22 protein-coding genes are annotated in these 23,766 nt (G+C 72.2%); 9 read left to right on the forward strand and 13 right to left on the reverse strand.

Features of this window, described 5'->3' with window-relative positions:
* The first annotated feature begins 22 nt into the window (after positions 1 to 22).
* Complete coding sequence (locus tag V2W30_RS15950) at positions 23 to 595, forward strand: hypothetical protein (RefSeq protein ID WP_338697195.1); 573 nt, start codon at positions 23 to 25, stop codon at positions 593 to 595.
* Between the two features lie 90 nt (positions 596 to 685).
* On the opposite strand, the gene V2W30_RS15955 is transcribed toward V2W30_RS15950, so the two are convergent.
* The 4 genes from V2W30_RS15955 to V2W30_RS15970 form a co-directional block, all read right to left on the reverse strand.
* Positions 686 to 1,810, reverse strand: a complete 1,125-nt coding sequence (locus tag V2W30_RS15955; protein WP_338697197.1) for a GuaB3 family IMP dehydrogenase-related protein — start codon at positions 1,808 to 1,810, stop codon at positions 686 to 688.
* A gap of 107 nt (positions 1,811 to 1,917) precedes the next feature.
* Complete coding sequence (guaB, locus tag V2W30_RS15960; RefSeq protein WP_338697199.1) at positions 1,918 to 3,423, reverse strand: IMP dehydrogenase; 1,506 nt, start codon at positions 3,421 to 3,423, stop codon at positions 1,918 to 1,920.
* 128 nt (positions 3,424 to 3,551) lie between these two features.
* Positions 3,552 to 4,139 carry a sigma-70 family RNA polymerase sigma factor gene (locus tag V2W30_RS15965; protein ID WP_338697201.1) on the reverse strand — a complete coding sequence of 196 codons (588 nt, stop codon included), beginning with the start codon at positions 4,137 to 4,139 and terminating at the stop codon, positions 3,552 to 3,554.
* Positions 4,140 to 4,411: 272 nt separating this feature from the next.
* Positions 4,412 to 5,023, reverse strand: coding sequence for a response regulator transcription factor (locus V2W30_RS15970; RefSeq protein ID WP_003948568.1), 612 nt, complete (start codon positions 5,021 to 5,023; stop codon positions 4,412 to 4,414).
* A 381-nt stretch (positions 5,024 to 5,404) separates the two neighbouring features.
* On the opposite strand from V2W30_RS15970, the gene V2W30_RS15975 reads away from it, so the two are divergent.
* Positions 5,405 to 5,746: a WhiB family transcriptional regulator gene (locus tag V2W30_RS15975; RefSeq protein ID WP_338697203.1), complete on the forward strand. Its 342-nt coding sequence runs from the start codon at positions 5,405 to 5,407 to the stop codon at positions 5,744 to 5,746.
* 58 nt (positions 5,747 to 5,804) lie between these two features.
* Here the strand turns inward: V2W30_RS15975 and V2W30_RS15980 are convergent, their stop codons facing one another.
* Positions 5,805 to 6,713, reverse strand: coding sequence for a LysR family transcriptional regulator (locus tag V2W30_RS15980; protein ID WP_338697205.1), 909 nt, complete (start codon positions 6,711 to 6,713; stop codon positions 5,805 to 5,807).
* 81 nt (positions 6,714 to 6,794) lie between these two features.
* Here V2W30_RS15980 and V2W30_RS15985 point away from each other — a divergent pair, with 81 nt between their 5' ends.
* The 3 genes from V2W30_RS15985 (at position 6,795) to V2W30_RS15995 (ending at position 9,914) form a co-directional block, all read left to right on the forward strand.
* Positions 6,795 to 7,463 (forward strand): MOSC domain-containing protein, encoded by a 669-nt coding sequence (locus V2W30_RS15985; protein ID WP_338697207.1) that lies wholly within the window; start codon positions 6,795 to 6,797, stop codon positions 7,461 to 7,463.
* A 107-nt stretch (positions 7,464 to 7,570) separates the two neighbouring features.
* Positions 7,571 to 9,121: a multicopper oxidase family protein gene (locus V2W30_RS15990; protein WP_338697209.1), complete on the forward strand. Its 1,551-nt coding sequence runs from the start codon at positions 7,571 to 7,573 to the stop codon at positions 9,119 to 9,121.
* 19 nt (positions 9,122 to 9,140) lie between these two features.
* Positions 9,141 to 9,914 (forward strand): SDR family oxidoreductase, encoded by a 774-nt coding sequence (locus V2W30_RS15995; RefSeq protein WP_338697211.1) that lies wholly within the window; start codon positions 9,141 to 9,143, stop codon positions 9,912 to 9,914.
* 82 nt (positions 9,915 to 9,996) lie between these two features.
* Here the strand turns inward: V2W30_RS15995 and groL are convergent, their stop codons facing one another.
* Together groL and groES are read right to left on the reverse strand one after the other, a co-directional pair.
* On the reverse strand, positions 9,997 to 11,625 hold the full coding sequence (gene groL / locus V2W30_RS16000) for a chaperonin GroEL (protein ID WP_338697212.1): 1,629 nt from the start codon (positions 11,623 to 11,625) through the stop codon (positions 9,997 to 9,999).
* 157 nt (positions 11,626 to 11,782) lie between these two features.
* On the reverse strand, positions 11,783 to 12,091 hold the full coding sequence (gene groES, locus V2W30_RS16005; protein ID WP_017239619.1) for a co-chaperone GroES: 309 nt from the start codon (positions 12,089 to 12,091) through the stop codon (positions 11,783 to 11,785).
* A gap of 275 nt (positions 12,092 to 12,366) precedes the next feature.
* Here groES and V2W30_RS16010 point away from each other — a divergent pair, with 275 nt between their 5' ends.
* Entirely contained in the window at positions 12,367 to 12,666 is a 300-nt protein-coding gene (locus V2W30_RS16010) for a hypothetical protein (protein WP_338697214.1), read from the forward strand.
* 20 nt (positions 12,667 to 12,686) lie between these two features.
* Here the strand turns inward: V2W30_RS16010 and V2W30_RS16015 are convergent, their stop codons facing one another.
* A complete protein-coding gene (locus V2W30_RS16015) occupies positions 12,687 to 13,304 on the reverse strand; it encodes a polysaccharide deacetylase family protein (protein WP_338697216.1) in 618 nt (205 codons plus the stop codon).
* A gap of 289 nt (positions 13,305 to 13,593) precedes the next feature.
* Positions 13,594 to 14,553, reverse strand: a complete 960-nt coding sequence (locus V2W30_RS16020; RefSeq protein WP_338697218.1) for a polysaccharide deacetylase family protein — start codon at positions 14,551 to 14,553, stop codon at positions 13,594 to 13,596.
* An 82-nt stretch (positions 14,554 to 14,635) separates the two neighbouring features.
* Here V2W30_RS16020 and V2W30_RS16025 point away from each other — a divergent pair, with 82 nt between their 5' ends.
* Positions 14,636 to 15,874, forward strand: coding sequence for a THUMP-like domain-containing protein (locus V2W30_RS16025; RefSeq protein ID WP_425244546.1), 1,239 nt, complete (start codon positions 14,636 to 14,638; stop codon positions 15,872 to 15,874).
* 12 nt (positions 15,875 to 15,886) lie between these two features.
* On the opposite strand, the gene V2W30_RS16030 is transcribed toward V2W30_RS16025, so the two are convergent.
* Both V2W30_RS16030 and V2W30_RS16035 read right to left on the reverse strand, forming a co-directional pair.
* Complete coding sequence (locus V2W30_RS16030) at positions 15,887 to 17,131, reverse strand: RNA polymerase sigma factor (protein WP_338703633.1); 1,245 nt, start codon at positions 17,129 to 17,131, stop codon at positions 15,887 to 15,889.
* A gap of 104 nt (positions 17,132 to 17,235) precedes the next feature.
* A complete protein-coding gene (locus V2W30_RS16035; protein WP_338697221.1) occupies positions 17,236 to 17,592 on the reverse strand; it encodes a YciI family protein in 357 nt (118 codons plus the stop codon).
* A gap of 156 nt (positions 17,593 to 17,748) precedes the next feature.
* Between V2W30_RS16035 and V2W30_RS16040 the strand changes: the two genes are divergently transcribed.
* Both V2W30_RS16040 and V2W30_RS16045 read left to right on the forward strand, forming a co-directional pair.
* A complete protein-coding gene (locus V2W30_RS16040) occupies positions 17,749 to 18,519 on the forward strand; it encodes a class I SAM-dependent methyltransferase (RefSeq protein ID WP_338697222.1) in 771 nt (256 codons plus the stop codon).
* A complete protein-coding gene (locus V2W30_RS16045; RefSeq protein WP_338703634.1) occupies positions 18,447 to 19,349 on the forward strand; it encodes a C45 family peptidase in 903 nt (300 codons plus the stop codon). Before V2W30_RS16040 ends, V2W30_RS16045 begins: the two co-directional genes overlap by 73 nt.
* On the opposite strand, the gene V2W30_RS16050 is transcribed toward V2W30_RS16045, so the two are convergent.
* Positions 19,346 to 22,651 carry a hypothetical protein gene (locus tag V2W30_RS16050; RefSeq protein ID WP_338697224.1) on the reverse strand — a complete coding sequence of 1,102 codons (3,306 nt, stop codon included), beginning with the start codon at positions 22,649 to 22,651 and terminating at the stop codon, positions 19,346 to 19,348. The two genes, V2W30_RS16045 and V2W30_RS16050, sit on opposite strands and share 4 nt — an antisense overlap.
* An 84-nt stretch (positions 22,652 to 22,735) precedes the next feature.
* Positions 22,736 to 23,740, reverse strand: coding sequence for an LCP family protein (locus V2W30_RS16055; protein ID WP_338703636.1), 1,005 nt, complete (start codon positions 23,738 to 23,740; stop codon positions 22,736 to 22,738).
* Positions 23,741 to 23,766: the final 26 nt, after the last annotated feature.

The raw sequence follows: 23,766 nt of genomic DNA on the forward strand, positions 1-23,766 counted from the left end.
GTTCACACCCCAGGGGGACCGCATGACCCAGCCGCCGCAGCCACAGGACAACAACCCGTACGCCCAGCAGCAGCCGCCGCAGCAGCAGCCCGGTTACGGCTACCCGCAGCAGCAGCCCGCCCAGCCGTACGCCCCGTTCCCGCAGCAGCAGGGCGGTTTCCCGCCTCCGCAGCCGTTCGCCCCCCAGGGCCGCAGCGGCAACGTGGCGCTCGGCATAGTCGCCGCCGTGGTCGTCGCTCTCGTCACGGCCTGGGTGTACGGCGCCATCATGAAGGCCACCGAGCACGAGATCGGCTACGCGGCGGTGGCCGTCGGCGCGCTCATCGGCCTCGTCGCCGGCAAGGTCGGCGGTCGCAGCCAGGCGCTCCCGTTCGTCTGCGCGGTCCTGGCGCTGGGCGCGGTGTACCTGGGTCAGATCTCCGGATACGCGATGGCGCTCGCCGATTACACCCACATCTCGTTCTTCGAGGCACTCTTCGACCACTTCAGCCTCATCAGCGAAGCGTGGAAGCACGAGTCCGACGTCCTGACGTACGTCTTCCTCGCGGTCGGCGCGGTCGCCGCGTTCGGCAGCTCGAAGAAGGCCGCGCTCTGAGCCCTCCGGGGTGACACACCGCGAGAACACATGGGTCGGGCCCCGCCGAATGATTCGGCGGGGCCCGACCCATGGACGGCTGCGGAGGCGTCAGCGACGGTGGTGCGAGTCGGCCACCGTGACCTCGACCCGCTGGAACTCCTTGAGCTCGCTGTAGCCGGTCGTCGCCATGGCCCGCTTCAGCGAACCGAAGAGGTTCATCGAACCGTCGGGCGAGTGCGAGGGACCGGTGAGGACCTCCTCGGTCGTCCCGACCGTGCCGAGGTCGACCTTCTTGCCGCGCGGCACGTCCTCGTGGACGGCCTCCATGCCCCAGTGGTGCCCCTTGCCGGGCGCGTCCGTGGCGCGCGCCAGCGGCGAGCCCATCATCACGGCGTCGGCGCCGCAGGCGATGGCCTTCGGCAGGTCGCCGGACCAGCCCACGCCACCGTCGGCGATGACATGCACGTACCGGCCGCCGGACTCGTCCATGTAGTCACGGCGCGCGGCCGCGACGTCGGCGACGGCCGTGGCCATCGGCACCTGGATGCCCAGCACGTTCCGCGTCGTGTGGGCGGCGCCGCCGCCGAACCCGACGAGGACACCCGCGGCACCGGTGCGCATGAGGTGCAGCGCGGCGGTGTACGTGGCACAGCCGCCCACGATCACCGGCACGTCCAGCTCGTAGATGAACTGCTTCAGGTTCAGCGGCTCGGCGGCACCGGAGACGTGCTCGGCGGAGACCGTGGTCCCGCGGATCACGAAGATGTCGACGCCCGCGTCCACGACGGCCTTGGAGAACTCGACCGTGCGCTGCGGCGAGAGCGCGGCGGCGGTGACGACACCGGAGTCGCGCACCTCCTTGATGCGCTGCTTGATCAGGTCGGCCTGGATCGGCGCGGAGTAGATCTCCTGGAGGCGGCGGGTCGCGGCCTCGGGCGTCAGCTCGGTGATCTCGTCGAGCAGCGGCTGCGGGTCCTCGTACCGGGTCCAGAGACCTTCGAGGTTCAGCACGCCGAGGCCGCCGAGCTCGCCGATGCGGATGGCGGTGGCCGGGGAGACCACGGAGTCCATGGGAGCGGCCAGGAACGGCAGCTCGAACCGATAGGCGTCGATCTGCCAGGCGATCGAGACCTCCTTCGGGTCGCGGGTGCGCCGGCTCGGTACGACGGCGATGTCGTCGAAGGCGTACGCGCGGCGGCCGCGCTTGCCGCGCCCGATCTCGATCTCAGTCACGTTGTGGGGCCTTTCCCTCTTGGTCTGCGTGTCCAGTATCCCCGACACGCGTGCGAGGGGCGGTCCCGGCAATGCCGGAACCGCCCCTCACCACATCTGACCTGCGATTACTTACGGCTGTAGTTCGGCGCCTCGACCGTCATCTGGATGTCGTGCGGGTGGCTCTCCTTGAGGCCCGCGGACGTGATGCGGACGAAGCGGCCGTTCTCCTGGAGCTGCGGCACGGTCTGCCCGCCCACGTAGAACATCGACTGGCGCAGACCGCCCACCAGCTGGTGGACGACGGACGACAGCGGACCGCGGTACGGGACCTGGCCCTCGATGCCCTCGGGGATCAGCTGCTCGTCGGAGGCGACGCCCTCCTGGAAGTAGCGGTCCTTGGAGAAGGACTTCCGGTCGCCGCGCGTCTGCATGGCACCGAGCGAACCCATGCCCCGGTACGACTTGAACTGCTTGCCGTTGATGAACATCAGCTCACCCGGCGACTCCTCGCAGCCCGCGAGCAGCGAACCGAGCATCACGGTGTCGGCACCGGCGACGAGCGCCTTGGCGATGTCACCGGAGTACTGGAGGCCACCGTCGCCGATGACCGGGACCCCGGCCTCCTTGGCGGCGAGCGACGCCTCGTAGATGGCCGTGACCTGTGGGACACCGATACCGGCGACGACGCGCGTCGTGCAGATGGAGCCCGGTCCGACGCCGACCTTGATGCCGTCGACACCGGAGTCGATGAGCGCCTTGGCGCCGTCGCGGGTCGCGATGTTGCCGCCGATGACGTCGACGCCGCCCGCGTTGGACTTGATCTTGGCGACCATGTCGCCGACGAGCCGCGAGTGGCCGTGCGCGGTGTCGACGACGATGAAGTCGGCGCCCGCCTCGACGAGCGCCTGCGCCCGCTCGAAGGCGTCACCGGCGACGCCGACCGCGGCACCGACGAGCAGCCGGCCCTCGGAGTCCTTCGCGGCGTTCGGGTACTTCTCCGCCTTGACGAAGTCCTTGACGGTGATGAGGCCCTTGAGCACACCGGCGTCGTCGACCAGCGGAAGCTTCTCGATCTTGTGGCGGCGCAGCAGCTCCATGGCGTCGACGCCGGAGATGCCGACCTTGCCGGTGACGAGCGGCATCGGCGTCATGACCTCGCGCACCTGGCGGCTGCGGTCGTTCTCGAAGGCCATGTCGCGGTTGGTGACGATGCCGAGCAGCTTGCCGCCGCCGTCGACCACCGGCACACCGGAGATCCGGAACTTGGCACAGATCGCGTCGGCCTCGCCGAGCGTCGCGTCCGGGTGCACCGTGATCGGGTCGGTCACCATGCCGGACTCGGAGCGCTTCACGAGGTCGACCTGGTTCGCCTGGTCGGCGATCGACAGGTTGCGGTGCAGGACACCGACGCCGCCCTGACGCGCCATGGCGATGGCCATCCGGGACTCGGTGACCTTGTCCATCGCGGCGGAGAGCAGCGGGATGTTCACCCGCACGTTCTTGGAGACGTACGAGGCGGTGTCGATCTGGTCGGGCGCCATGTCCGACGAGCCCGGCAGCAGCAGCACGTCGTCGTAGGTCAGCCCGAGTGTCGCGAATTTCTCGGGCACTCCGTCGACGTTTGCAGTCATGACACCTTCCCCAAATGGCCTTGATCGGTGCGGATGTCCATGCTAACGGCCAGACGGGGTGTCTCATTCCACGATCAAGATCATCGGACTTCTTTGTACGTTCACACGTACGCGATCGGGACGGTGTGCTACTGCTCCGCGAGCGCCCTGAGGCGGCTCAACGCCCGGTGCTGGGCGACCCGCACGGCGCCGGGTGACATGCCGAGCATCTGCCCGGTCTCCTCGGCGGTGAGGCCGACGGCGATGCGCAGCAGGAGCAGCTCCCGCTGGTTGTCGGGCAGGTTGGCGAGCAGCTTCTTGGCCCATTCGGCGTCACTGCTGAGCAGTGCCCGCTCCTCGGGGCCGAGGGAGTCGTCGGGCCGCTCGGGCATCTCGTCGGACGGCACGGCCGTGGACCCGGGGCCGCGCATGGCGGCGCGCTGCAGGTCGGCGACCTTGTGCGCGGCGATGGCGAAGACGAAGGCCTCGAAGGGGCGCCCGGTGTCCTTGTAGCGCGGCAGTGCGAGCAGCACCGCGACACAGACTTCCTGGGCGAGGTCCTCCACGAAGTGCCGCGCGTCACCGGGCAGCCGGGACAGCCGGGTGCGGCAGTAGCGGATGGCGAGGGGATGGACGTGCGCGAGCAGATCGTGCGTGGCCTGCTCGTCACCGTCGACGGCTGCGCCGACTAGCGTACCGATGCCTCCCTGCGGGGTGGCTGCCTCGTCGTCGCGCATCGGTCCATGGTGCCTTGCCGAAGCGCGGTCCGCGTCGCCGCGGCCGTCGTTGTGCACTGAAGCGTTATGGACAGGTGCGCCGGAACTCATTTCCTGCGCCCTCCCCTCTCGCTGACCCTGCTCGCCCGATTCGTCGTCCCCGAGGAACTCCACACATCAAGGATGCGGCATCGCGCGGGAAACGAGGAGCCGCACCCCGAAGGGGCGCGGGGCACGGCGCGCCCAGCCACACGAAATCGGTGGACGGCTGGACGCAGCACCCCGGCGGCGCACTACCGGACCAGGCCCCACCGGAACCCGAGAGCCACCGCGTGCGCCCGGTCGGAGGCACCCAGCTTCTTGAACAGACGCCGCGCGTGCGTCTTCACCGTGTCCTCGGAGAGGAACAGCTCGCGCCCGATCTCGGCGTTGGACCGTCCATGGCTCATGCCTTCGAGCACCTGGATCTCGCGCGCGGTCAGGGTCGGCGCGGCACCCATCTCGGCCGAGCGCAGTCTGCGCGGCGCGAGCCGCCAGGTCGGGTCCGCGAGCGCCTGCGTCACCGTGGCCCGCAGTTCGGCGCGCGAGGCGTCCTTGTGCAGATAGCCGCGGGCGCCGGCGGCGACGGCGAGCGCCACGCCGTCCAGGTCCTCGGCGACGGTGAGCATGATGATGCGCGCACCGGGGTCGGCGGAGAGCAGCCGCCGCACTGTCTCGACGCCGCCCAGGCCGGGCATGCGTACGTCCATCAGAATCAGGTCCGAGCGGTCGGCGCCCCAGCGGCGGAGGACTTCCTCGCCGTTGGCCGCGGTCGTCACGCGCTCGACGCCGGGCACGGTCGCTACCGCGCGGCGCAGCGCCTCTCGGGCAAGCGGGGAGTCGTCGCAGACGAGGACGGATGTCATGACCGTCCTCCGCAGCTGATGCGCGTCACCTTGAGCCTCCAGGCTGGTACGAAATCGTCACCTGTGCGGTCGACGCTCTCGGACAGATGCCCGAGCGCTTGTTCTTTCAACCGCCTCGCACTCTCAACGACGGTCACTCGAAAGAGTTACGGGTCGGTCGGCCTCGTTCGGCACTCTACGTGAGGGGCCGGACACAGCGGGGGCGGCGCAACAGACCCTCAAGGTTTCATCACAAGCTATGCCCCATTTAGCGCCTTTTCTTCCCTTTTGCTGGTGTCTGTAGCTAGATTCGCAATGAGTCATATTTTCATCTCCTTAGACAGTAGATGTACGGTCATGGGCACCGTATCCGCGTCACAACGGCTACAAGGGGACAACGCAATGGCAGATTTCTCCCGCCTTCCCGGACCGAACGCAGATCTGTGGGACTGGCAGCTCCTCGCGGCCTGCCGCGGGGTCGACAGCTCGCTCTTCTTCCACCCGGAAGGCGAGCGGGGAGCGGCGCGCAGCGCCCGCGAGAACTCGGCCAAGGAGGTCTGCATGAGGTGCCCGGTGCGCGCGGAGTGCGCTGCTCACGCGCTCCAGGTGCGCGAGCCGTACGGCGTCTGGGGCGGACTCACCGAGGACGAGCGCGAAGAGCTCATGGGACGGGCCCGCAACCGGCTCGTCACGGCGTCGGCGATGGGTGGTGGAACCCCCGCGACCGGCGCGGGACGCAACTGAAGGAACGTTTCTGCGATGAGGGTGGCGTAGGTGCGCTCCGGCGCGCCCACGCCCTCGCTCAGACCGTCGCGGCCCTGGTGGCGGCCTTCGCCAGCTGGTCGAGGGTCGCGGCGACCGCCGGCACCTGGGCCAGATCGGGCAGGGTGAGCGCGACGATCTCGCGCTGCACCGCGGGCTCCACGGTCACTGTCCGTGCACCCTTGGGCCGAACGGACTCGATCGCCAGTTCGGGCAGGACGGCGACTCCGAGCCCCGCGCCGACGAGGCCGACCACCGCCGGATAGTCGTCCGTCGCGAAGTCGATACGGGGGACGAACCCGGCGCCCCGGCACACCTCCACCAACTGGCGCCGGCAGCGCGGGCACCCCGCGATCCACGACTCGTCCGCGAACGCGTCGATCGTCACCGAGCCCGCCGACGCGAGCCGGTGCCCCTCGGGGACCAGGCCCACGAGCCGGTCCGCGAGCAGCGGGCGTACGACCAGGTCGTCCCACTCCTCCGCCGCGTGAGCGCCTTCGTACCGGAAGGCAAGAGCCACGTCGCAGTCGCCCTCGCGCAGCATCTCCACCGAGCGCGGCGGCTCGGCCTCGACCAGCGAGACGCGGGTGCCGGGGTGTGCGGCGCGCAGGGCGGCCAGGGCCGTCGGGACCAGCGTCGAACTGCCGCTGGGGAAGGACACCAGACGCACCCGGCCCGCGCGCAGGCCCGCGATCGCGGCGACCTCCTCCTCGGCGGCGGTGAGCCCGGCGAGGATGCCCGCCGCGTGCCGCACGAGGGCCTCGCCGGCCTGGGTCAGGCGCATCTCGCGGCCCGTGCGGATCAGCAGCGGGGTGCCGGCCGAGCTCTCCAGGGCCTTCATCTGCTGGCTCACCGCGGGCTGGGTGCAGCCCAGCTCGCGGGCCGCCGCCGAGAAGGAGCCGGTGGCGGCGACGGCGCGCAGGACACGGAGATGACGGGCCTCGATCATGACTCAAGCATAAGCGGAGCTTGGGGTTCGCGGCGAATAATGCGTGGTGGCTTTGGCCAAGGTCCCGTAGCGTGCGATGCCATGAAGCTTCTGTCTCTCAACCTGGGCCGTCGCGAGGCCGTGGAGTACACCGACCAGCCGGAGGGCGTGACCGGCATCGACAAGCGGCCGGTCGAGGGCCCGGTGCGGGTCACCGCGCCCGGGGCCAAGGGGACCGGCGCGAGCGGGCTGGCCGGGGACGCGGTGTGCGACACCCGCCACCACGGCGGCGACGACCAGGCCGTCTACGCGTACGCGCGCGAGGACCTCGACGCCTGGGAGCGGACCCTGGGGCGGCCGCTGCCGAGCGGCGTGTTCGGCGAGAACCTCACCACCGAGGGCGTCGACATCACCGGCGCGAAGATCGGCGAGCGCTGGCGCGTCGGCCCCGACCTGGTCCTGGAGGTCACCTCGGGCCGGATCCCGTGCCGCACCTTCCAGGGGCACCTGGGCGAGCGCGGCTGGGTCAAGCGGTTCACGCAGGAGGGCGTTCCGGGGGCGTATCTGCGGGTGATCGAGCCGGGTGAGATCCGCGCGGGCGACGCGATCGAGGTGATCCACCGGCCCGACCACGAGGTGACGGTGGCGTTCCAGTTCCGGGCCGTGACGACCGAGCGGCCGCTGCTGCCCCGGCTGCTCGTGGCGGCGGACGCGCTGCACGCGGAGACGGTGCGGCAGGCGCGCGCGTACGTGACGAAGCACGGCCTGTAGGGGGGTCCGGCCGGGGAAACCCCCGGTGCCGTACGGGGGTCGGGTCAGGGGCGGGTGGGGGGTCGCCCCCGATGTGGGCGGGCCGGGGGCGGCGCGACGCTCGACGCATGACTCCGAAGACCCGGAAGACACCCAAGGCCCGCCTGAAGCGGGTCCTCCTCGTGCTCGGCTCGCTCGTCGCCGTCCTCGCGCTCGCGGTGGGCGGCGGCGTGCTGTGGCTGTGGAGCGACGCGAAGGTGAGCACGGCGGGCCGGGCGGAGTTCCGCAACGAACTGGCGGTGCCGCCGCTCGCGCCGTCGCACATCGACGAGAAGGACGGCGCGCGCGTCTTCGACCTGCGGATGCGCGAGGGCGAGAAGGAGTTCAGGCCCGGCAGGAGGACGGCCACGTGGGGCTTCGACGGGGATTTCCTCGGGCCGACCCTGCGCGCCGAGCGCGGCGAGAAGGTCAGGGTCCGCGTGCGCAACGAGCTCGACGAGGCGTCCAGCGTGCACTGGCACGGCATGCATCTGCCCGCCCGGATGGACGGCGGCCCGCACCAGATGATCGAGCCCGGCGCCGAGTGGACCCCGCGGTGGACCGTGGACCAGCCCGCCGCCACCCTCTGGTACCACCCCCATCCGCACGGGCGGACCGAGCGCCACGTCCAGCGGGGGCTCGCCGGGATGTTCCTGGTGGACGACGAGCGCAGCGAACGGCTCGCGCTGCCCCGGACGTACGGGGTCGACGATCTGCCGGTGATCGTGCAGGACGTGAAGTTCGACGGGGCCGGCTTCGACCACGGGCACGGGCTGATGCGGTCGGTCGGCTTCCTCGGTGACCGGACCATGGTCAACGGCACCCTCGACCCGTACCGGGTGGTGCGCGACGAGCGGGTCCGGCTGCGGCTGCTCAACGCGTCGACGGCACGGACGTACGCCTTCGGGTTCGCGGACGGCCGGGACGTCGCGCTCGTGGGGACGGACGGCGGGCTCCTGGAGCGGCCGGCCACGCTGGACCGGATCCGGCTGTCGCCCGGGGAGCGGGCCGAGATCGTGGTGCGGATGGCGCCCGGTGAGCGGGCCGTGCTGCGCAGCTTCCCGCAGGACGGCTACGGGGACGCGTGGCAGCGGCGGTTCGCGGGCGGCGACGACTCCTTCGACGTGTTGCAGCTGCGCGCGGCGGACCGGCTCCGGCCCTCCCCCGCGATCCCGTCCCGGCTGGGCGAGTTGGAGCTGCCCGACGCCCGGGACGCCGTGCGCGGACGGGACTTCGAGCTGCGGATGAGCGGCATCAACGGGCGGGCCATGGACATGGGCCGGATCGACGAGACGGTCACGCGCGGCACCACCGAGGTGTGGACCGTGCGCAACGACAACGGGATGCCGCACAACTTCCATGTGCACGACGTGCAGTTCAGGGTCGTCGAGGTCGACGGGGAGGCGCCGCCGCCCGAGCTGCGCGGCCGCAAGGACACCGTGTTCCTGCCGAGCGGGACGACGATGAGGCTGGCGCTGCGGTTCGACGGGGGACCGGAGTTCGCCGATCCCGAGGTGCCGTTCATGTACCACTGCCATCTGCTGTACCACGAAGACGGCGCAATGATGGGGCAGTTCGTGGTCGTCGACCAGGGGCAGCGGGCGCGGACGCCGGGCTCCGGTGATCACGGGCACCACTGATGCTCACTAACCTTGACGCATGACTACGGCACTGATCACGGGATCCACCGCGGGCATCGGCGCCGCGTTCGCCCGGCGCCTCGCCGCCGACGGGCACAACCTGGTGCTCGTCGCGCGCGACACGAAGCGGCTGCGGGAGCAGGCGACGGAGCTGCACGACGGGCACGGCATCGAGGCCGAGGTGCTCACCGCCGACCTGTCCACGGACGAGGGGATCGCGGCGGTCGAGGCGCGCCTCCAGGACCGTAAGGCGGCCGTCGACCTCCTCGTCAACAACGCCGGGTTCGGCAACAAGGGGCACTACCTCGAAGTCCCCATGGCCGACGAGCTGACGATGCTGAAGGTGCACTGCGAGGCGGTGCTGCGGCTGACGTCGGCGGCGACCGCGGTGATGCGCGAGCGCGGGCGGGGCGGCGTGGTCAATGTGGCGTCGGTCGCGGCGTTCGTGCCGCGCGGCACGTACGGGGCGTCGAAGGCGTGGGTCGTGCAGTTCACGCAGGGCGCGGCGAAGGACCTCGCGGGCAGCGGGGTCCGGCTGATGGCGCTGTGCCCGGGGTTCGTGCGGACGGAGTTCCACGAGCGGGCCGGGATGGGCACGGGCAACATCCCGAAGTGGATGTGGCTCGACGCGGACAAGCTGGTGGCCGCAGCCCTGTCCGACCTGGCCCGCGGCAAGTCGCTCTCGATCCCCGACCCGCGGTACAAGGCGCTGATGGGCGTGGTGAAGGTGACGCCGCGCGCGCTGCTCGGCGGGATCACGTCACGTACGGGACGGAAGTACGGGCCGCAGTAGGGCGACCTCGCGGGGCGCCCCGCGAACGGGCGAGGCCCGGCCCCCGCGCGCTGCGGGAACCGGGCCTCGGGAACAGCTCGGGTCAGTGCGAGTGACCGTGGCCGTGGCCGTGACCGGCGTCGGCCTCTTCCTCGGCCGGCTTCTCGACGACCAGGGTCTCGGTCGTCAGGAGCAGGGAGGCGATCGACGCGGCGTTCTCCAGGGCGGAGCGCGTGACCTTGACCGGGTCGATGACGCCGGCCTTGACCAGGTCGCCGTACTCGCCGGTCGCGGCGTTGTAGCCGAAGCCCTTGTCGAGCTCGGCGACCTTGGAGACGATCACGTAGCCCTCGAGGCCCGCGTTCTCGGCGATCCAGCGCAGCGGCTCGACGGCGGCGCGGCGGACGACGGCGACACCGGTGGCCTCGTCGCCCTCCTTGCCGAGGGAGCCCTCAAGGACCTTGACGGCGTGGACGAGCGCGGAGCCACCACCGGAGACGATGCCCTCCTCGACCGCGGCGCGGGTCGCGGAGATGGCGTCCTCCAGACGGTGCTTCTTCTCCTTGAGCTCGACCTCGGTCGCGGCACCGACCTTGATCACGCAGACGCCACCGGCGAGCTTCGCGAGGCGCTCCTGGAGCTTCTCGCGGTCCCAGTCGGAGTCCGTGTTCTCGATCTCGGCCTTGATCTGGTTGACGCGGCCCTCGACGTCGCCCTTGTTGCCGCCACCGTCGACGATCGTGGTGTCGTCCTTGGTGATGGTCACGCGGCGCGCGGAACCGAGCACGTCCAGGCCGGCCTGGTCGAGCTTGAGGCCGACCTCTTCGGCGATGACGGTGGCACCGGTGAGGGTGGCCATGTCCTGGAGCATCGCCTTGCGGCGGTCGCCGAAGCCCGGGGCCTTGACCGCGACGGCGTTGAACGTGCCGCGGATCTTGTTCACGACCAGGGTCGACAGGGCCTCGCCCTCGACGTCCTCGGCGATGATCAGCAGGGGCTTGGAGCCGCCGGCCTGGATGACCTTCTCCAGGAGCGGGAGCAGGTCCTGGATCGAGCCGATCTTGCCCTGGTGGATCAGGATGTACGGGTCGTCGAGGACGGCCTCCATACGCTCCTGGTCGGTGACGAAGTACGGGGACAGGTAGCCCTTGTCGAAGGCCATGCCCTCGGTGAAGTCGAGCTCCAGGCCGAAGGTGTTGGACTCCTCGACGGTGATGACACCGTCCTTGCCGACCTTGTCCATCGCCTCGGCGATGAGCTCGCCGACCTGGCTGTCCTGCGCGGACAGACCGGCGACGGCGGCGATGTCGGCCTTGTCGTCGATCGGACGGGCGGTCGCGAGGAGGTCCTCGGACACGGCCTTGACCGCGGCGTCGATGCCCTTCTTCAGGGCGGCCGGGGAGGCGCCGGCGGCGACGTTGCGCAGGCCTTCCTTGACGAGGGCCTGGGCCAGCACGGTGGCGGTGGTCGTACCGTCACCCGCGATGTCGTTGGTCTTGGTCGCCACCTCCTTCACCAGCTGCGCACCGAGGTTCTCGTAAGGGTCCTCGACCTCGACCTCACGGGCGATGGTCACACCGTCGTTGGTGATGGTGGGGGCGCCGAACTTCTTGTCGATGACGACGTTGCGGCCCTTGGGGCCGATCGTCACCTTGACCGTGTCGGCAAGCTTGTTGACGCCGCGCTCGAGGGCGCGACGGGCGTCCTCGTCGAACTTCAGGATCTTCGCCATGGGAGCGATTCAGCCCTCTCGGAAAACTCGGGGTGAAGCTTGATGTGGAGCTCGGTGCAGAGCCCTGTTCCAACGCACCGCGCCCCTGACCCCGGCTCGTTGAAGATCGCGGGTGCCAGGGGCGCGGTTCGAAGCAGACCGATCTGCTTCGGGGGTTCTACTTCTCGACGATCGCGAGCACGTCGCGAGCCGAGAGGACGAGGTACTCCTCGCCGTTGTACTTGACTTCGGTGCCGCCGTACTTGCTGTACAGCACGATGTCGCCGGTCTTCACGTCGAGCGGAAGGCGCTCGCCGTTCTCGAAGCGGCCCGGGCCCACGGCCAGGACGACGCCCTCCTGGGGCTTCTCCTTGGCGGTGTCCGGAATGACCAGGCCAGAGGCCGTGGTCTGCTCGGCGTCGAGCGGCTGGACCACAATGCGGTCCTCGAGCGGCTTGATGGCAACCTTGGAGCTGGTGGTCGTCACGATCCGGTCTCCCCCTTCGGAGATCTCACGGGGTTAACAGTCTGAGGTGGCGACCAGGTGGATCCGTCGTCGCGGGTGCCGGACCTGCCCGTCGCTGTTGGCACTCTCCAGTGGTGAGTGCCAGGGCCGAGACTATGACCGCGATTAGCACTCGGTCAAGCGGAGTGCCAATCGACGGCGGCGCGGCGGGGCATTTCGGTCGGTCGCGGGGCACGGATCGATCTCGGTCGGGGGCTTCGGAGCCGGAGCCCGGGGTTCCGTACGAGGCTCGGGGCATGGCCGGTCACTACCGCACTCCGCGCTCCCGCTGGGGAGACGCCGCGCTGGCGCTGTTCGTGCTGTTCGTGGACGCGCTGGCCTGCCTGACCGCGGCCGTGTGGCTGTGGGCCGCCCACGTCCCCGTGGAGGGGGTGCTGTGGGCGCTCCTCGCCCTCGCCGTCCTGGTCGTCGCCTCGGCCTTCGCGTTCGGCGGCCGGGCGGGCCTGCCCGTCACGGCGGGCGTCCAGGTCGTCGCCGGGTTCGCGCTCGGCCTCCTGGTCCTGGCCTCGTACGCCGCGTCGCACCGCGGTCACTGAGCCCGGCCGGGGAGGGACGGTCAGAGGTAGTCCTCCAACCGCCCCACCGTGAACCCCTGTTCCTGGATGCGGCGGAGCATGCGGGTCGTCATCTGGGTCAGGGTCGTGCCCTTGAGGTCGGCCGGGCCGCGGAAGTGGGTCAGGATGATGTCGCCGGGGTGCAGGCGGTCGCCGCCGTCGGCGTAGCGGAGGTCGTGGATCTGCATCGAGGCGCGCCACAGGACGATCGCGTCGATGCCGCAGGCGCCCGCCGCCCGCAGGGTGTCCGCGTCGTAGTTGCCGTAGGGCGGGCGGAGCAGCCGCGGGGCCGTGCCGAAGCGGGACCTGAGCCGGTCCTGCTGGCCGCAGATCTCGGCGTGCTGCCCGACGTAGCCGAGGCCGGGCAGGAACGGGTGCGTGAGGGTGTGGTTCTCGACCTCCGCGCCCAGCCGCCGCAGCGTGCCGAAGTGCCCGTAGCCGGGGGCCGCCACGGAGTGCGTGAGGAACATCGAGATCGGCAGCCGCAGGTCGCGGACCAGGTCGACGAAGCGGGGGTCCTTCTCAGCCCCGTCGTCGTAGGTGAGGAAGACGACCTTGTCCCGGGTGGGGACGCGGTCGACGACCGGGGGGACCGCCCCCGGTCCGCGGGGCGGGAGCACCCCGTGGGCGGGGGGTTCCGGCGCCGGCGCCAGCGGGGCGGCGAGGCCCCAGCGCCGGTGGGCGTCCGGTGCGGCGGGAGCCGCCGGGACCGGCGCGGCGGGGGCCGCCGGGGCCCCGCCGCGCCGGCCGACGGCCGCGGGTGGTGGCGGACCTTCTGCGCCGCCTTCCTGCCCATCCGCTCGATCGGGTCGACGGACTGCGCGCACCCGGTGAGCAGCGCGGCGGCCAGGGCGCAGCCGACGAGCCGCACCCCGGCCGACCGGACGGCCGCCCCCGCCCCGAGGCCTGTCACAGGTAGTCCTCCAGGCGGGCCACCGCGTACCCCTTGTCGGTCAGGTACTTCATGAGCATCCGGATCATGTCGGGCATCGTGCCCTTCCAGTCCTCGCGTCCGCGGAAATGCGTGAGGAGGATGTCGCCCGGATGGATGTCCCGGTCCCACTCCCGGTAGTCCATACGGTCCACGAACGCCTCGGCGTTCCAGATGGGCGCGTACTTGATGCCGCAGGCCTTCGCGGCCTTGAGGGTGTCCTGGTTGTAGTTGCCGAACGGCGCCCGGAAGAGGGTCGGCCGTTTGCCGTACTTCTTCTCGATGACGTCCTGCATGCCGCAGATCTCGTGCTTCTGCCGCGCGTAGGAGAGCCCCGGCAGATACGGGTGGTGCAGCGTGTGGTTGTTGAGGCCGACGCCCGTCGCCTGCATCTTCTTGAAGTAGTCGTACTCGGGCCTGACCTCGGCGTCGGTCAGGAAGGCCGTGTACGGGATCTTCAGGTCGCTCATCATCTTCAGGAACTTCGGGTCCTTCTCGGCCCCGTCGTCGATGGTGAGGAAGACGACCTTGTCCTTGGTGGGGACCGTCGTGAAGACCGGCGGCAGGCCGAGTTCCTCCTGCCCGTCGACCTCGAAGCCCTTGCGCGCCTTGATGACCGGCTTCCGGGCGGGCGGGCGCGGGGCGGCGAGCGGCACCTTCGCGAGGCCCCAGCGCCGGGCGGCGGCCGCGCGCTGCGCCTGCTGGGCCTTGAGCTGGGTGGCGTACGCGTCGAGCGCGCGGGCCGGCGGGGCCTGGAGGGGCTGCTGACCGGCGGCCGGCCGGACCGCGTCGTCGGCGCCGCCCGCGCAGCCCGTGGCGAGCGCGCAGCCGACGAGGGCGGCGGCCGCGGCCCGGATCGCGGTTCTCCTCCGGCTCCTGGCCCGTCGCGTACGAGACCGCTTCACGGCGATTTCTTCGTTTTGTCGTACTAGTTGCATGGCGCCGGATCCTCGCAGCTCACAGCCCTGATCGAGGGCCGACACCGCGGCCGGGCGCGCGTCGTCCTCCGACTGGCCCACAATGGTCCGGGTGAGCTCCTTCTCCACCGCCGAAGCCTTCAGCGCCCTCCTGTCCCCCGAGGGCCGGGCCCTGCTCGACGAACTCCGCGACCACGACCCCGCCCAGGAGCTCGCCCTCGCCACGCGCCTGCGCCGCGACCACCCCGCCGAGCTGGTCTCCGCCGCGCTCGCGCAGGCGCGGCTGCGGCAGCGGGCGGCGGCGAAGTTCGGCGCCGAGGACGCGGCCCGGATGTTCTTCACGCCGAACGGTGTCGAGCAGGCGACCCGGACCAGCGTGGCCACCCACCGCGCGGAGTCGTTCAAGGCGCTCGGCGTGACGTCCGTCGCCGATCTGTGCTGCGGCATCGGCGGCGACGCGATCGCGCTCGCCCGCGCCGGGATCTCCGTCCTCGCCGTCGACCGCGACCCGCTGACCTGCGCCGTCGCACGGGCCAACGCCGAGGCGCTGGGCCTCACGGACCTCATCGAGGTACGGGAGGCGGATGTGACGGAGGTCGACACGGCCGCGTACGACGCCGTGTTCGTGGACCCGGCGCGGCGCTCCGACAAGCGAGCGGCAGGTGCCGCGCGCGGCGCGTCCTCGCGCGGTGGCGGGCGGATCTTCGACCCCGAGGCCTACTCGCCGCCGCTGTCCTGGGCCGTCGCCACCGCCCTGAAGGCCCCGCGCGCCGCCCTGAAGATCGCGCCGGGCATCCCGCACGAGGCGATCCCGGAGAGCGCCGACGCCGAGTGGATCTCGGACGGGGGTGACGTGAAGGAGGCCGTGCTGTGGTTCGGCACGGCGCCGGGGACGATGCGGGCGACGCTGCTCCCCGGGCCGCGGGCGCTGGTCGGACGCGGGCTGCCGGATCCCGCCGTCCGTTCCGTGGGGCGGTACCTGTACGAGCCGGACGGCGCCGTCATCCGGGCGCATCTGGTCGCCGAGGTCGCCGAGGAGGTCGGCGGCGGGCTGATCGACGAGACCATCGCGTACGTCACCTCCGACGAGCTGCACCCCACCGGGTACGCGTCGGCGTACGAGATCACCGATCAACTCCCCTTCAACGTGAAGAAGTTGAAGGCGCTGCTGCGGGAGCGGGAGGTGGGGGTGCTGACCGTGAAGAAGCGCGGGTCGGCGGTGGAGCCGGAGGAGCTGCGGCGCAAGGCCATGCCGAAGCCCTTCGGGAAGCGGGCGGCGACGGTGTTCCTGACCCGGGTCGCGGGGGCTCCCGTGATGCTGGTGGGGGCACCTGTCCGCTGAGGTTCCGGGGCCTCACTCCTCACGGTCCCCCGGCCGACGCCGGGAGGTGCCCCCTGAGGGGCTCGACCGGGCCAGCAGGAGCTGACGCTCGCGCGCGTTGCGGGTCAGCGACGCCGCGCGGGCGAACTCCTCACGGGCCTCCGCCACGCGCCCCAGCCGCTCCAGCAGATCGCCCCGCACGCTCGGCAGCAAGTGGTAGTCCCGCAGGGCGGGTTCGTCGCACAGGGCGTCCACGATCGCCAGCGCCGCCTGCGGTCCTTGCGTCATCGACACCGCCACCGCCCGGTTGAGCTCGATGACCGGGGAGGGGGCGCGGGCCGCGAGGAGGGCGTAGAGCGCGGCGATCTGGCGCCAGTTGGTGTCGGCGTACGTGTACGCGCGGGCGTGACAGGCGGCGATCGCGGCCTGGAGGGCGTACGGCCCCGGCGGCCCCGAGGACACCGCCTCCGCGCGGGTCAGCGCCGCGAATCCGCGCCGGATGAGCATCGGGTTCCAGCGCCCGCGGCTCTGGTCCCTGAGCAGGACGGGCGTGCCGTCGGGGGCCGTGCGGGCGGCCGAGCGCGAGCACTGGAGCTCCAACAGCGCGGCCAGGCCGTGCACTTCGGGCTCCTTGGGCATCAGCGACTGGAGGACGCGGGCCAGGCGCAGGGCGTCCTCGCACAGCCCCGGGCGCAGGTAGTCGTCGCCCGCCGTGGCCGCGTACCCCTCGTTGAAGATGAGGTAGATGACCTCCAGGACCGAGCCGAGCCGGGCCTCGCGGTCGGGGCCGTACGGGACCTCGAAGGCGACGTTCCTGGTGGCCAGGGTGCGCTTCGCGCGGACGATGCGCTGGGCGACCGTCGCCTCGGGGGCGAGGACCGCGCGGGCGATCTCGGCGGTGGTCAGGCCGCCGAGCAGGCGCAGCGTGAGCGCGACGCGGGCCTCGGCGGACAGCACGGGGTGGCAGCTCATGAAGACGAGCCGCAGGAGGTCGTCGTCGATGTCGTCGGGGTCGGTGGCGACGCCCACCTCCTCGTACGCGAACTCCGTGGCCCGGCCGACCTCTTCGAGCTTGCGGGCGTAGTTCTCGCGGCGCCGCACGAGGTCGACGGCGCGGTGCTTGGCGGTGGCCGTGAGCCAGGCGCCCGGGTTGTCGGGGACGCCGGACCCGGGCCACTTCTCCAGCGCGGCGACCAGCGCGTCCTGCGCCAGGTCCTCCGCGATGCCGACGTCCCGCACGATGCGGGTGACGGCGGCGATGACGCGGGGCGCCTCCATGCGGAAGACGGTCTCGACGGTGCTGTGGGCCGTGGCATTGTGTCGCTCTGTCACGACCCACCATCAGACACCGCTTCCGGCCGGAGTCCAAGGTTCGGCGTCCGTCAGCCCTCGGCGATCTCCCGGACCTCGGAGGTGACCGTCCAGTGGTCCTCGTGGACCTTCAGGAACCGCTTGGTCCACTCCAGGACCTCGGCCTCGTCCTTGGCCTGGAGGATCGCGTAACCGCCGATGACCTCCTTGGACTCGGTGAACGGGCCGTCGGTGACGGTGATCTCGCCCTTCTCGTAGCGCACGCGCTTGCCCTGCGAGGTCGGGGTGAGGCCCGCCGTGTCGAGCAGCACGCCGGCCTTGGTCATCTCCTCGATGAGCGCGCCCATGCGCTGCATGAGTTCGTCACTGGGGCCCTCGGCGGGGGCGTTGTTCTCGTCGATGCGAACCATCGTCAGGTAGCGCGGCATGGTGTTCTCCTCGGTGAACCGGATCGGTGAGCGAGCGGCCGTGGCGGCCTCTCACCCCTGCGTCGAACGGGAGACGGCCGGATCGACACGGTCGCCGGAATTTCTCGAAGAAATTCTTACGGTGCCCTCATCCGCCGCGTGCCAGGGTCGCTGCCCATGCCGTTCGACCACAACGACCACTACCACCGCCTCCTCCTGCGCCACCTGCCCGCGCACGGCCGCACCGCGCTCGACGTCGGCTGCGGAACGGGCCGTTTCGCGCGGCGGCTGGTGGCGCGCGGCTACCGGGTCGACGCGCTCGACCGGGACCCGGCGACGCTCGCGGCGGCGGAGGCGACGGGCGGCGGCCCCCGCTACCGCCTCGCGGACGCGTCCCGGGCCGAGCTGCCGCCCGCCCACTACGACGTCATCAGCTGCCTGGCCTCCCTGCACCACATGCCGTTCACCACGCTCACCCGCCTGCGCGCGGCCCTCGCGCCGGGCGGCCGGCTCCTCGTCCTCGGCTGCTACGCCGGCGCCACCGCGTGGGACATCGCCGCGATCCCGGCGAACGCGGGGACGCGCCTCGCGGTGTACGGCGTCGAGCGCGCCCGGGCCTGCCCCCGCCCCGCGCGGGGCGCCGGTCAGGGAACCGGGGATGACGCTGCCCGAGGTGCGGACGGAGGCGGCACGGCTCCTGCCCGGCAGCGAGGTGCGCCGCCTCCTCCACTGGCGCTTCCTGTTGACGTACGTGGCGCCGAAGTACCCCGCACCTCTGGTGAATTGACCTGCGAATTTCCTAAGGTGCGCCCATGGCCGCACCCTCACGGGGATCCCTCCGCCGACCCCTGCGCAAGACGTTCCGCGCCCTCGACATCGGGGACGGCGGTGACGGCCGGTGGGCCGCCCACGTACGGCCGATGTGGCCCCGGGCCGAGACCTGGCTGACCGAGGAAGGGCGGACCCCAAAGGGCGCCGCGCGCGCCCGGACACTGTTCGAGACGCACCTGCCGGAGCTGGTCCCGGTCCTCGACCGGCTCGCGCCGCAACTGGAGCGGCCGGGCGCCGACACGGTCCTCACGCTCGCGGCGGCCCGCGCGTTCTTCGCGGGCTGCACCCAGTCCGGCGCCCCCGGCACCCTCGTACGCAACTACGACTTCACGCCCGACGACTGCGAGGGCACCGTCGTCCGCTCGCACTTCCTGCGCCCCGTGATCGGCATGCAGGAGGCGGGCTGGGGCCTGCTCGACGGCATGAACGACGCGGGGCTCGCCGTCTCCCTCACCTTCGGCGGGCGGCTGGTGCACGGCCCCGGCTTCGCGTTCCCGCTCCTGCTGCGGTACGTCCTGGAGACCTGCGACACCGTCGGACAGGCGCTGGAGAAGCTCGCCCCGATCCCGGTCGCCGTCCCGCAGAACATCACGCTCGTCGACGCCGAGCGCGCCGTGACCGCGTACCTGGGTCCCGACATCCCGCTGACCCTGGCGCCGGACGCGTGCGCCGCCAACCACCAGCACCTGCCGGTCCCGGCCGAGCAGGAGCGGGCCACCCGGACCGGGGCGCGCCTCGCGGCGGTGCGGGCGGCGGGCCCGGACGTGAGCGCCCTGCTGCGGCCGCCGCTGCACAAGGGCACGTACGACGACGGCCTCGGGACCGTCTACACCGCGCACTACGAGCCGGTCGCGGGCCGGGTGACCTACCACTGGCCGGACGGCACCGACTGGCCGCAGTCGTTCGCGTCCTTCGAGGCCGGCGAGCGCCGGGTGACGCTCGGCTAGAGCCCGCCCACGTCCCACACCCGGATCGTGCCGTCCGAGCCCGCCGTGGCCAGATGGCGGCCGTCGGAGTCGAAGCCCAGGGACGTGACGACGCCGAGGTGGCCCTGGAGTTCGCGCAGCCGGTGCGGCCCAGGACCCGTCGACCAGAGCTCGACGGCGCCGTCCGCCTCGGTGTCGTATCCGAGGCTGTCGGAGCGGGCCAGGGCGAGGACCGGCTGTGCGGGGTGGTGGGCGGCGGCCGTCGATCCCGGCAGCCGGGCCACGCGAGTCCACGTGCCGTCGCCGTCGCGGCGCCAGAGTTCGCCGCGCGCGTTGCCGGCCGCGTAGAAGGCGGTGCCGCCGGGGGCGACGGCCAGGACCTCGGCCCCGTAGTCGCCCCAGTCGTCGCGGCGGGTGATCGTCCGCCCCTTGCCGAAGCCGGGCCGCCGGTAGCGCACGACGGCCTCGCTGTTCGACAGGGCCAGCAGATCGCCGTCGGGCAGGAACACCGGCCACGCCGCCTGCACGGGCGCGTCGGACGCGGCGGGCGGCCGGATCACCGGGACCGTCCCGTCGGCGGTGATCCGCCACACCCCGAAGTCGCCGCTGCTGTCGACCAGCCCGGCGAGCCGTCGCCCGTCGGCGTCGACGGCCAGCTGGTACGTGGGGACGTCCGGCTTGTCAGGGGTCAGCCAGCGCTCCCCGCGCCGTTGCAGCAGGTGGTCCTCGCTGCCGACGGCCAGATACTGCCCGTCCGGGCTGAAGGCGACCGAGTGGACGGCGCTCCTCGGCACGCCTCCCTCGATGTCCTTCGCCGCTCGCCACGGGCCCGCCATCCGTTCCGCCCCGCCCAGCCGCGACCCCCGCCACAGGCGGCCTCGGTCGTCGCCCCACACGAGTTCCCCGCTGCCGGGCCGGAAGGCCACCGCCCGCATGCGGGCCGCGTCGGGTGCCGAGAAGACCAGACGGCTCGTGTCCCGGTCGCGGGTCAGGGCGACCGCGCCGCCGCCGGCCACGACGGCGACCCCGGCCGCGAGCAGCACCCGGCGCCGGACGACCGCGGGCGCGGTGCGCGGCGGTCCGGGGGCGGCCTCCACGTACGTGGGGCGCGCGGCGAGGGACTCCTGGAGGCGGATGTGCCGGAACTGGTAGGTGCCGCCGGACTGGCGCAGGATCTCGCGGCGCCGCGCGTCCGCCAGGAACGCGAACAGGCGCCACGGCAGCCTGCCGCGCGTCCACAGCCACAGCCGCGCGAGGACGAAGCGGGGCCAGGCCCGCGACAGGAGCAGGAAGTACGCGAAGACGGCGCCGGGCAGCACCACCGTCCAGCCGACGCCCTTCGCTCCGATGCCGAACGAGGAGCCGGTGCGCCGCCAGTCGTGGGCGAGGAACGCGCCGATGTCGCCGTGCCCCGGCCAGCCGGGCCAGCCGGTGGCCCAGCGGAAGACGAGCCCGCCGACGACCACGCCCGCGCGCAGCCCGAACGTGGCGAGCCCGCCGAACACCAGGCCCGCGAGCAGCGCCCCCGCGAGGCTCGAACGGCGGTCCTGGGCGAGGGAGTTGAGCGGGCTGACCTGCGCGGCGCTGGACGGCGGGGCGTTCAGCCAGGCGTGTGCGGCGAGCGCGGCCCCGGTGACCACGCACAGCGCGCCGCACACGGTGACCAGCTTGGTGAACTCCTCGGCGCCCAGGAGGGTGCCGAACCCCAGTGTGTAGCTGCTGACCCGGACCAGCGTCACCACGACGGCCACGGGTCCGACGGTCCACGCGCACAGCACCGCCCCGCGCAGGAACCCGCGCCGCAGCCGGTCCGCCGATCCGCGCAGCGCCCACGAGAGACGGCCCGGCGGGCGCCCCGCGGTGACGTACCAGACCACGGAGGAGACGAGTGCGAAGGCGAGGCCGAGGCTCAGGGCGTTCTCCACGGCGAACCCGGATTCGCTGTCGAGGCCGCCGGTCGCCAGTTCCCAGGCGAGCACCGCCGCCGCGAGCACGAGCCCGCCGGTGAACCCGACGACCGGTCCGAGCCACACCGGCAGCAGCCGCCCGCCGAGCAGCCACCAGGCCAGATCGCGCTCCCGGTGGTCGTGCAGTTCCCGGGCCAGGAAGGTCAGCCAGTGCCGCGCCTTGCGCGGGTTCCACCGCTCGTCCTCGCCGGTGCCGTACGCCGCGTCGATCACCCGGTGCGTCAGATGATCCTCGACGGCGTACCGGCAGTCGAAGCGTTCCGCGTCGAGGAGTTCGCCGGGCCCCTCGCCGGCGCCGCGGTAGACGAGCCGGGCCGTCGTCACCATCAGCGGCGTGGCCAGGGCCTGCGCGAGCGGTCCCGCGGGTTCGGCGCGCAGCCGCTCGTGGACCGGGGTCCAGGCGTCGGGGTCGGGCCAGTCGAGGCTCCGCAGGTAGGTGATGACGTCGTCGGGCGGCACCGGCCGCACCTCGACGACCGGGGCGTGCCGCAGGGTCGGGGCGCCGCCCTTGATGAGCTCCTCGTACTCGACGGCACGGCAGGTGACGACGACCGGGCGGTCACCGCCGAGCGCGTCGTCGATGCCGCGGATGGCGCCGCGGCGCGCGGACTCCGGGATCTCGTCGAGCCCGTCGAGGACCGGGAGCAGCAGGCCGTGGGCGAGCAGGGTGCGCGGGATGTCCTGGTCGCCGCTGTAGTACGGCACGGCGAGGGAGCGGGCCATCCAGTCGTCGAGGCGTTCGCGCACCGGGTCCCAGGTCGACACGGGCAGCAGGACGGGGACGGGTCCGCCGGGGGTGCGCGCGTCGAGGAGTCCGAGGGTGAGCAGCAGGGCGAGGACGGACTTGCCGGCGCCCGGCTCCCCGATGACGACGAGCCGCCCCTGCTCCAACTGCGCGTACCCGGAGGCGAGTTGGTCGGTCGCCTCGGTGAACTGCCCGGACAGGCGCCCGTCGAGCCGCCGGCGCAGCACCCGGCCGCCCGCTCCCGGCGCGGCGTTCGGGTCGGCGACGTCGCGGACGGTGCTCGCCCAGCTCAGCGGGAGGACGCTGGGCTCGCGCAGCTGCCGTGCCGTGGCCTCCTCCCGCCACTGGACGCGGACGGTGCGGGCGAGGTCGTCGGCGTAGACGCCGGGGTCGGTGGGGTCGGCGGTGCGGCGCAGCCGGGCGGCGATGCCGATCAGCAGGCCCGTGACGGCGATGAGCAGGGAGACCACGGCGGCCACCTCGTCGGCGCCGAACCCGCCGGACAGCATCCACGCGGCGAGCGCCAGCGTCCCCGCCCCCACCGTGCCGAAGAGGCCGGCACGGACGAGGCGCAGATGTGATTCCCGACGTCCGGACGGCCCCCGTAGCACAGCAGCATTGTGGCGCCGCGAGGGCCGCCGGGACCCCGCCGGGAGCCCGTCACTTGGCGCACTCCCGGCGCACCGGTCACCGGCTCAGCGCAGGGACTCCCACAGCTCACGCGCCTCGGGCTGGTCGGCCACGACCCGGTTGGAGTCGGAGGGGGCGGGCACCACCGGCATCATCACCGTCGTCATGGAGTCGGACGTCAGACCGCTCAGGCTCCGGGCCAGGGAGGACAGTTCGGTCAGCGAGTCGAGGCCGGTGTCGGCGGTGAGGCTCCCGGTCGCGGCGTCGGCGACCTTGTACAGCCGGGTCGGGTCGGTCAGCAGCCCGCTGCCGGACACCTCGTCGGCCAGCGCCTTCACCAGCTGCTGCTGGAGCTTGATGCGGCCGAGGTCGCTGCCGTCGCCGACGCCGTGCCGGGTGCGCGCGAAGGCGAGGGCCTGCTTGCCGCCGAGGTGGTGCTCGCCCGCCGTCAGGTGGAGCCGGCTGAGTTCGTCGTCGATGTCCTCGTCCGTGGTGACGTCCACGCCGCCGAGCGCGTCGACGAGTTTCGCGAAGCCCGCGAAGTCGACCTCCAGGAAGTGGTCCATGCGCACGCCGGTGAGGCGCTCGACGGTCTTCACCGCGCAGACCGGACCGCCCACCGCGTAGGCGCTGTTGAACATGACGTTGTACGCGACCGCGGTCGTGCCCCCGGACTCCGTCGGGCAGGACGGGCGCTCGACGAGCGTGTCACGGGGGATGGAGACGACGGTGGCCTCGCTCCGGTCGGCGTTCAGGTGCACGACCATGGCGGTGTCGGAGCGTGCGCCGCCGCTGTCACCGCCGCCGAGCGCCTTGTTCGCCTTGCCGGTGCGCGAGTCGGAGCCGAGGACGAGGAGGTTGAGGACCCCCGTCTCGACCGGCTCCGGCGACGCGGAGGCCGACGCCGACGGTGAGGCGGCGACCTGGTCGGCGCGGGCCGGACGGTCGTCGCCGAGCGCCTTGTCGATGTCGACGCTGCGTATGTTGCTCTCCAGGTGCCAGTACGCCCAGCCACCCGCGGCTCCGCCGAGCACCACGACGCAGCCGAAGACGATCGCCACCGCCTTCACCGTGCGCGCACGGAACCTTTTCTTGT

The organism is Streptomyces sp. Q6 (genome assembly GCF_036967205.1).
GTDB lineage: Bacteria > Actinomycetota > Actinomycetes > Streptomycetales > Streptomycetaceae > Streptomyces > Streptomyces citrinus.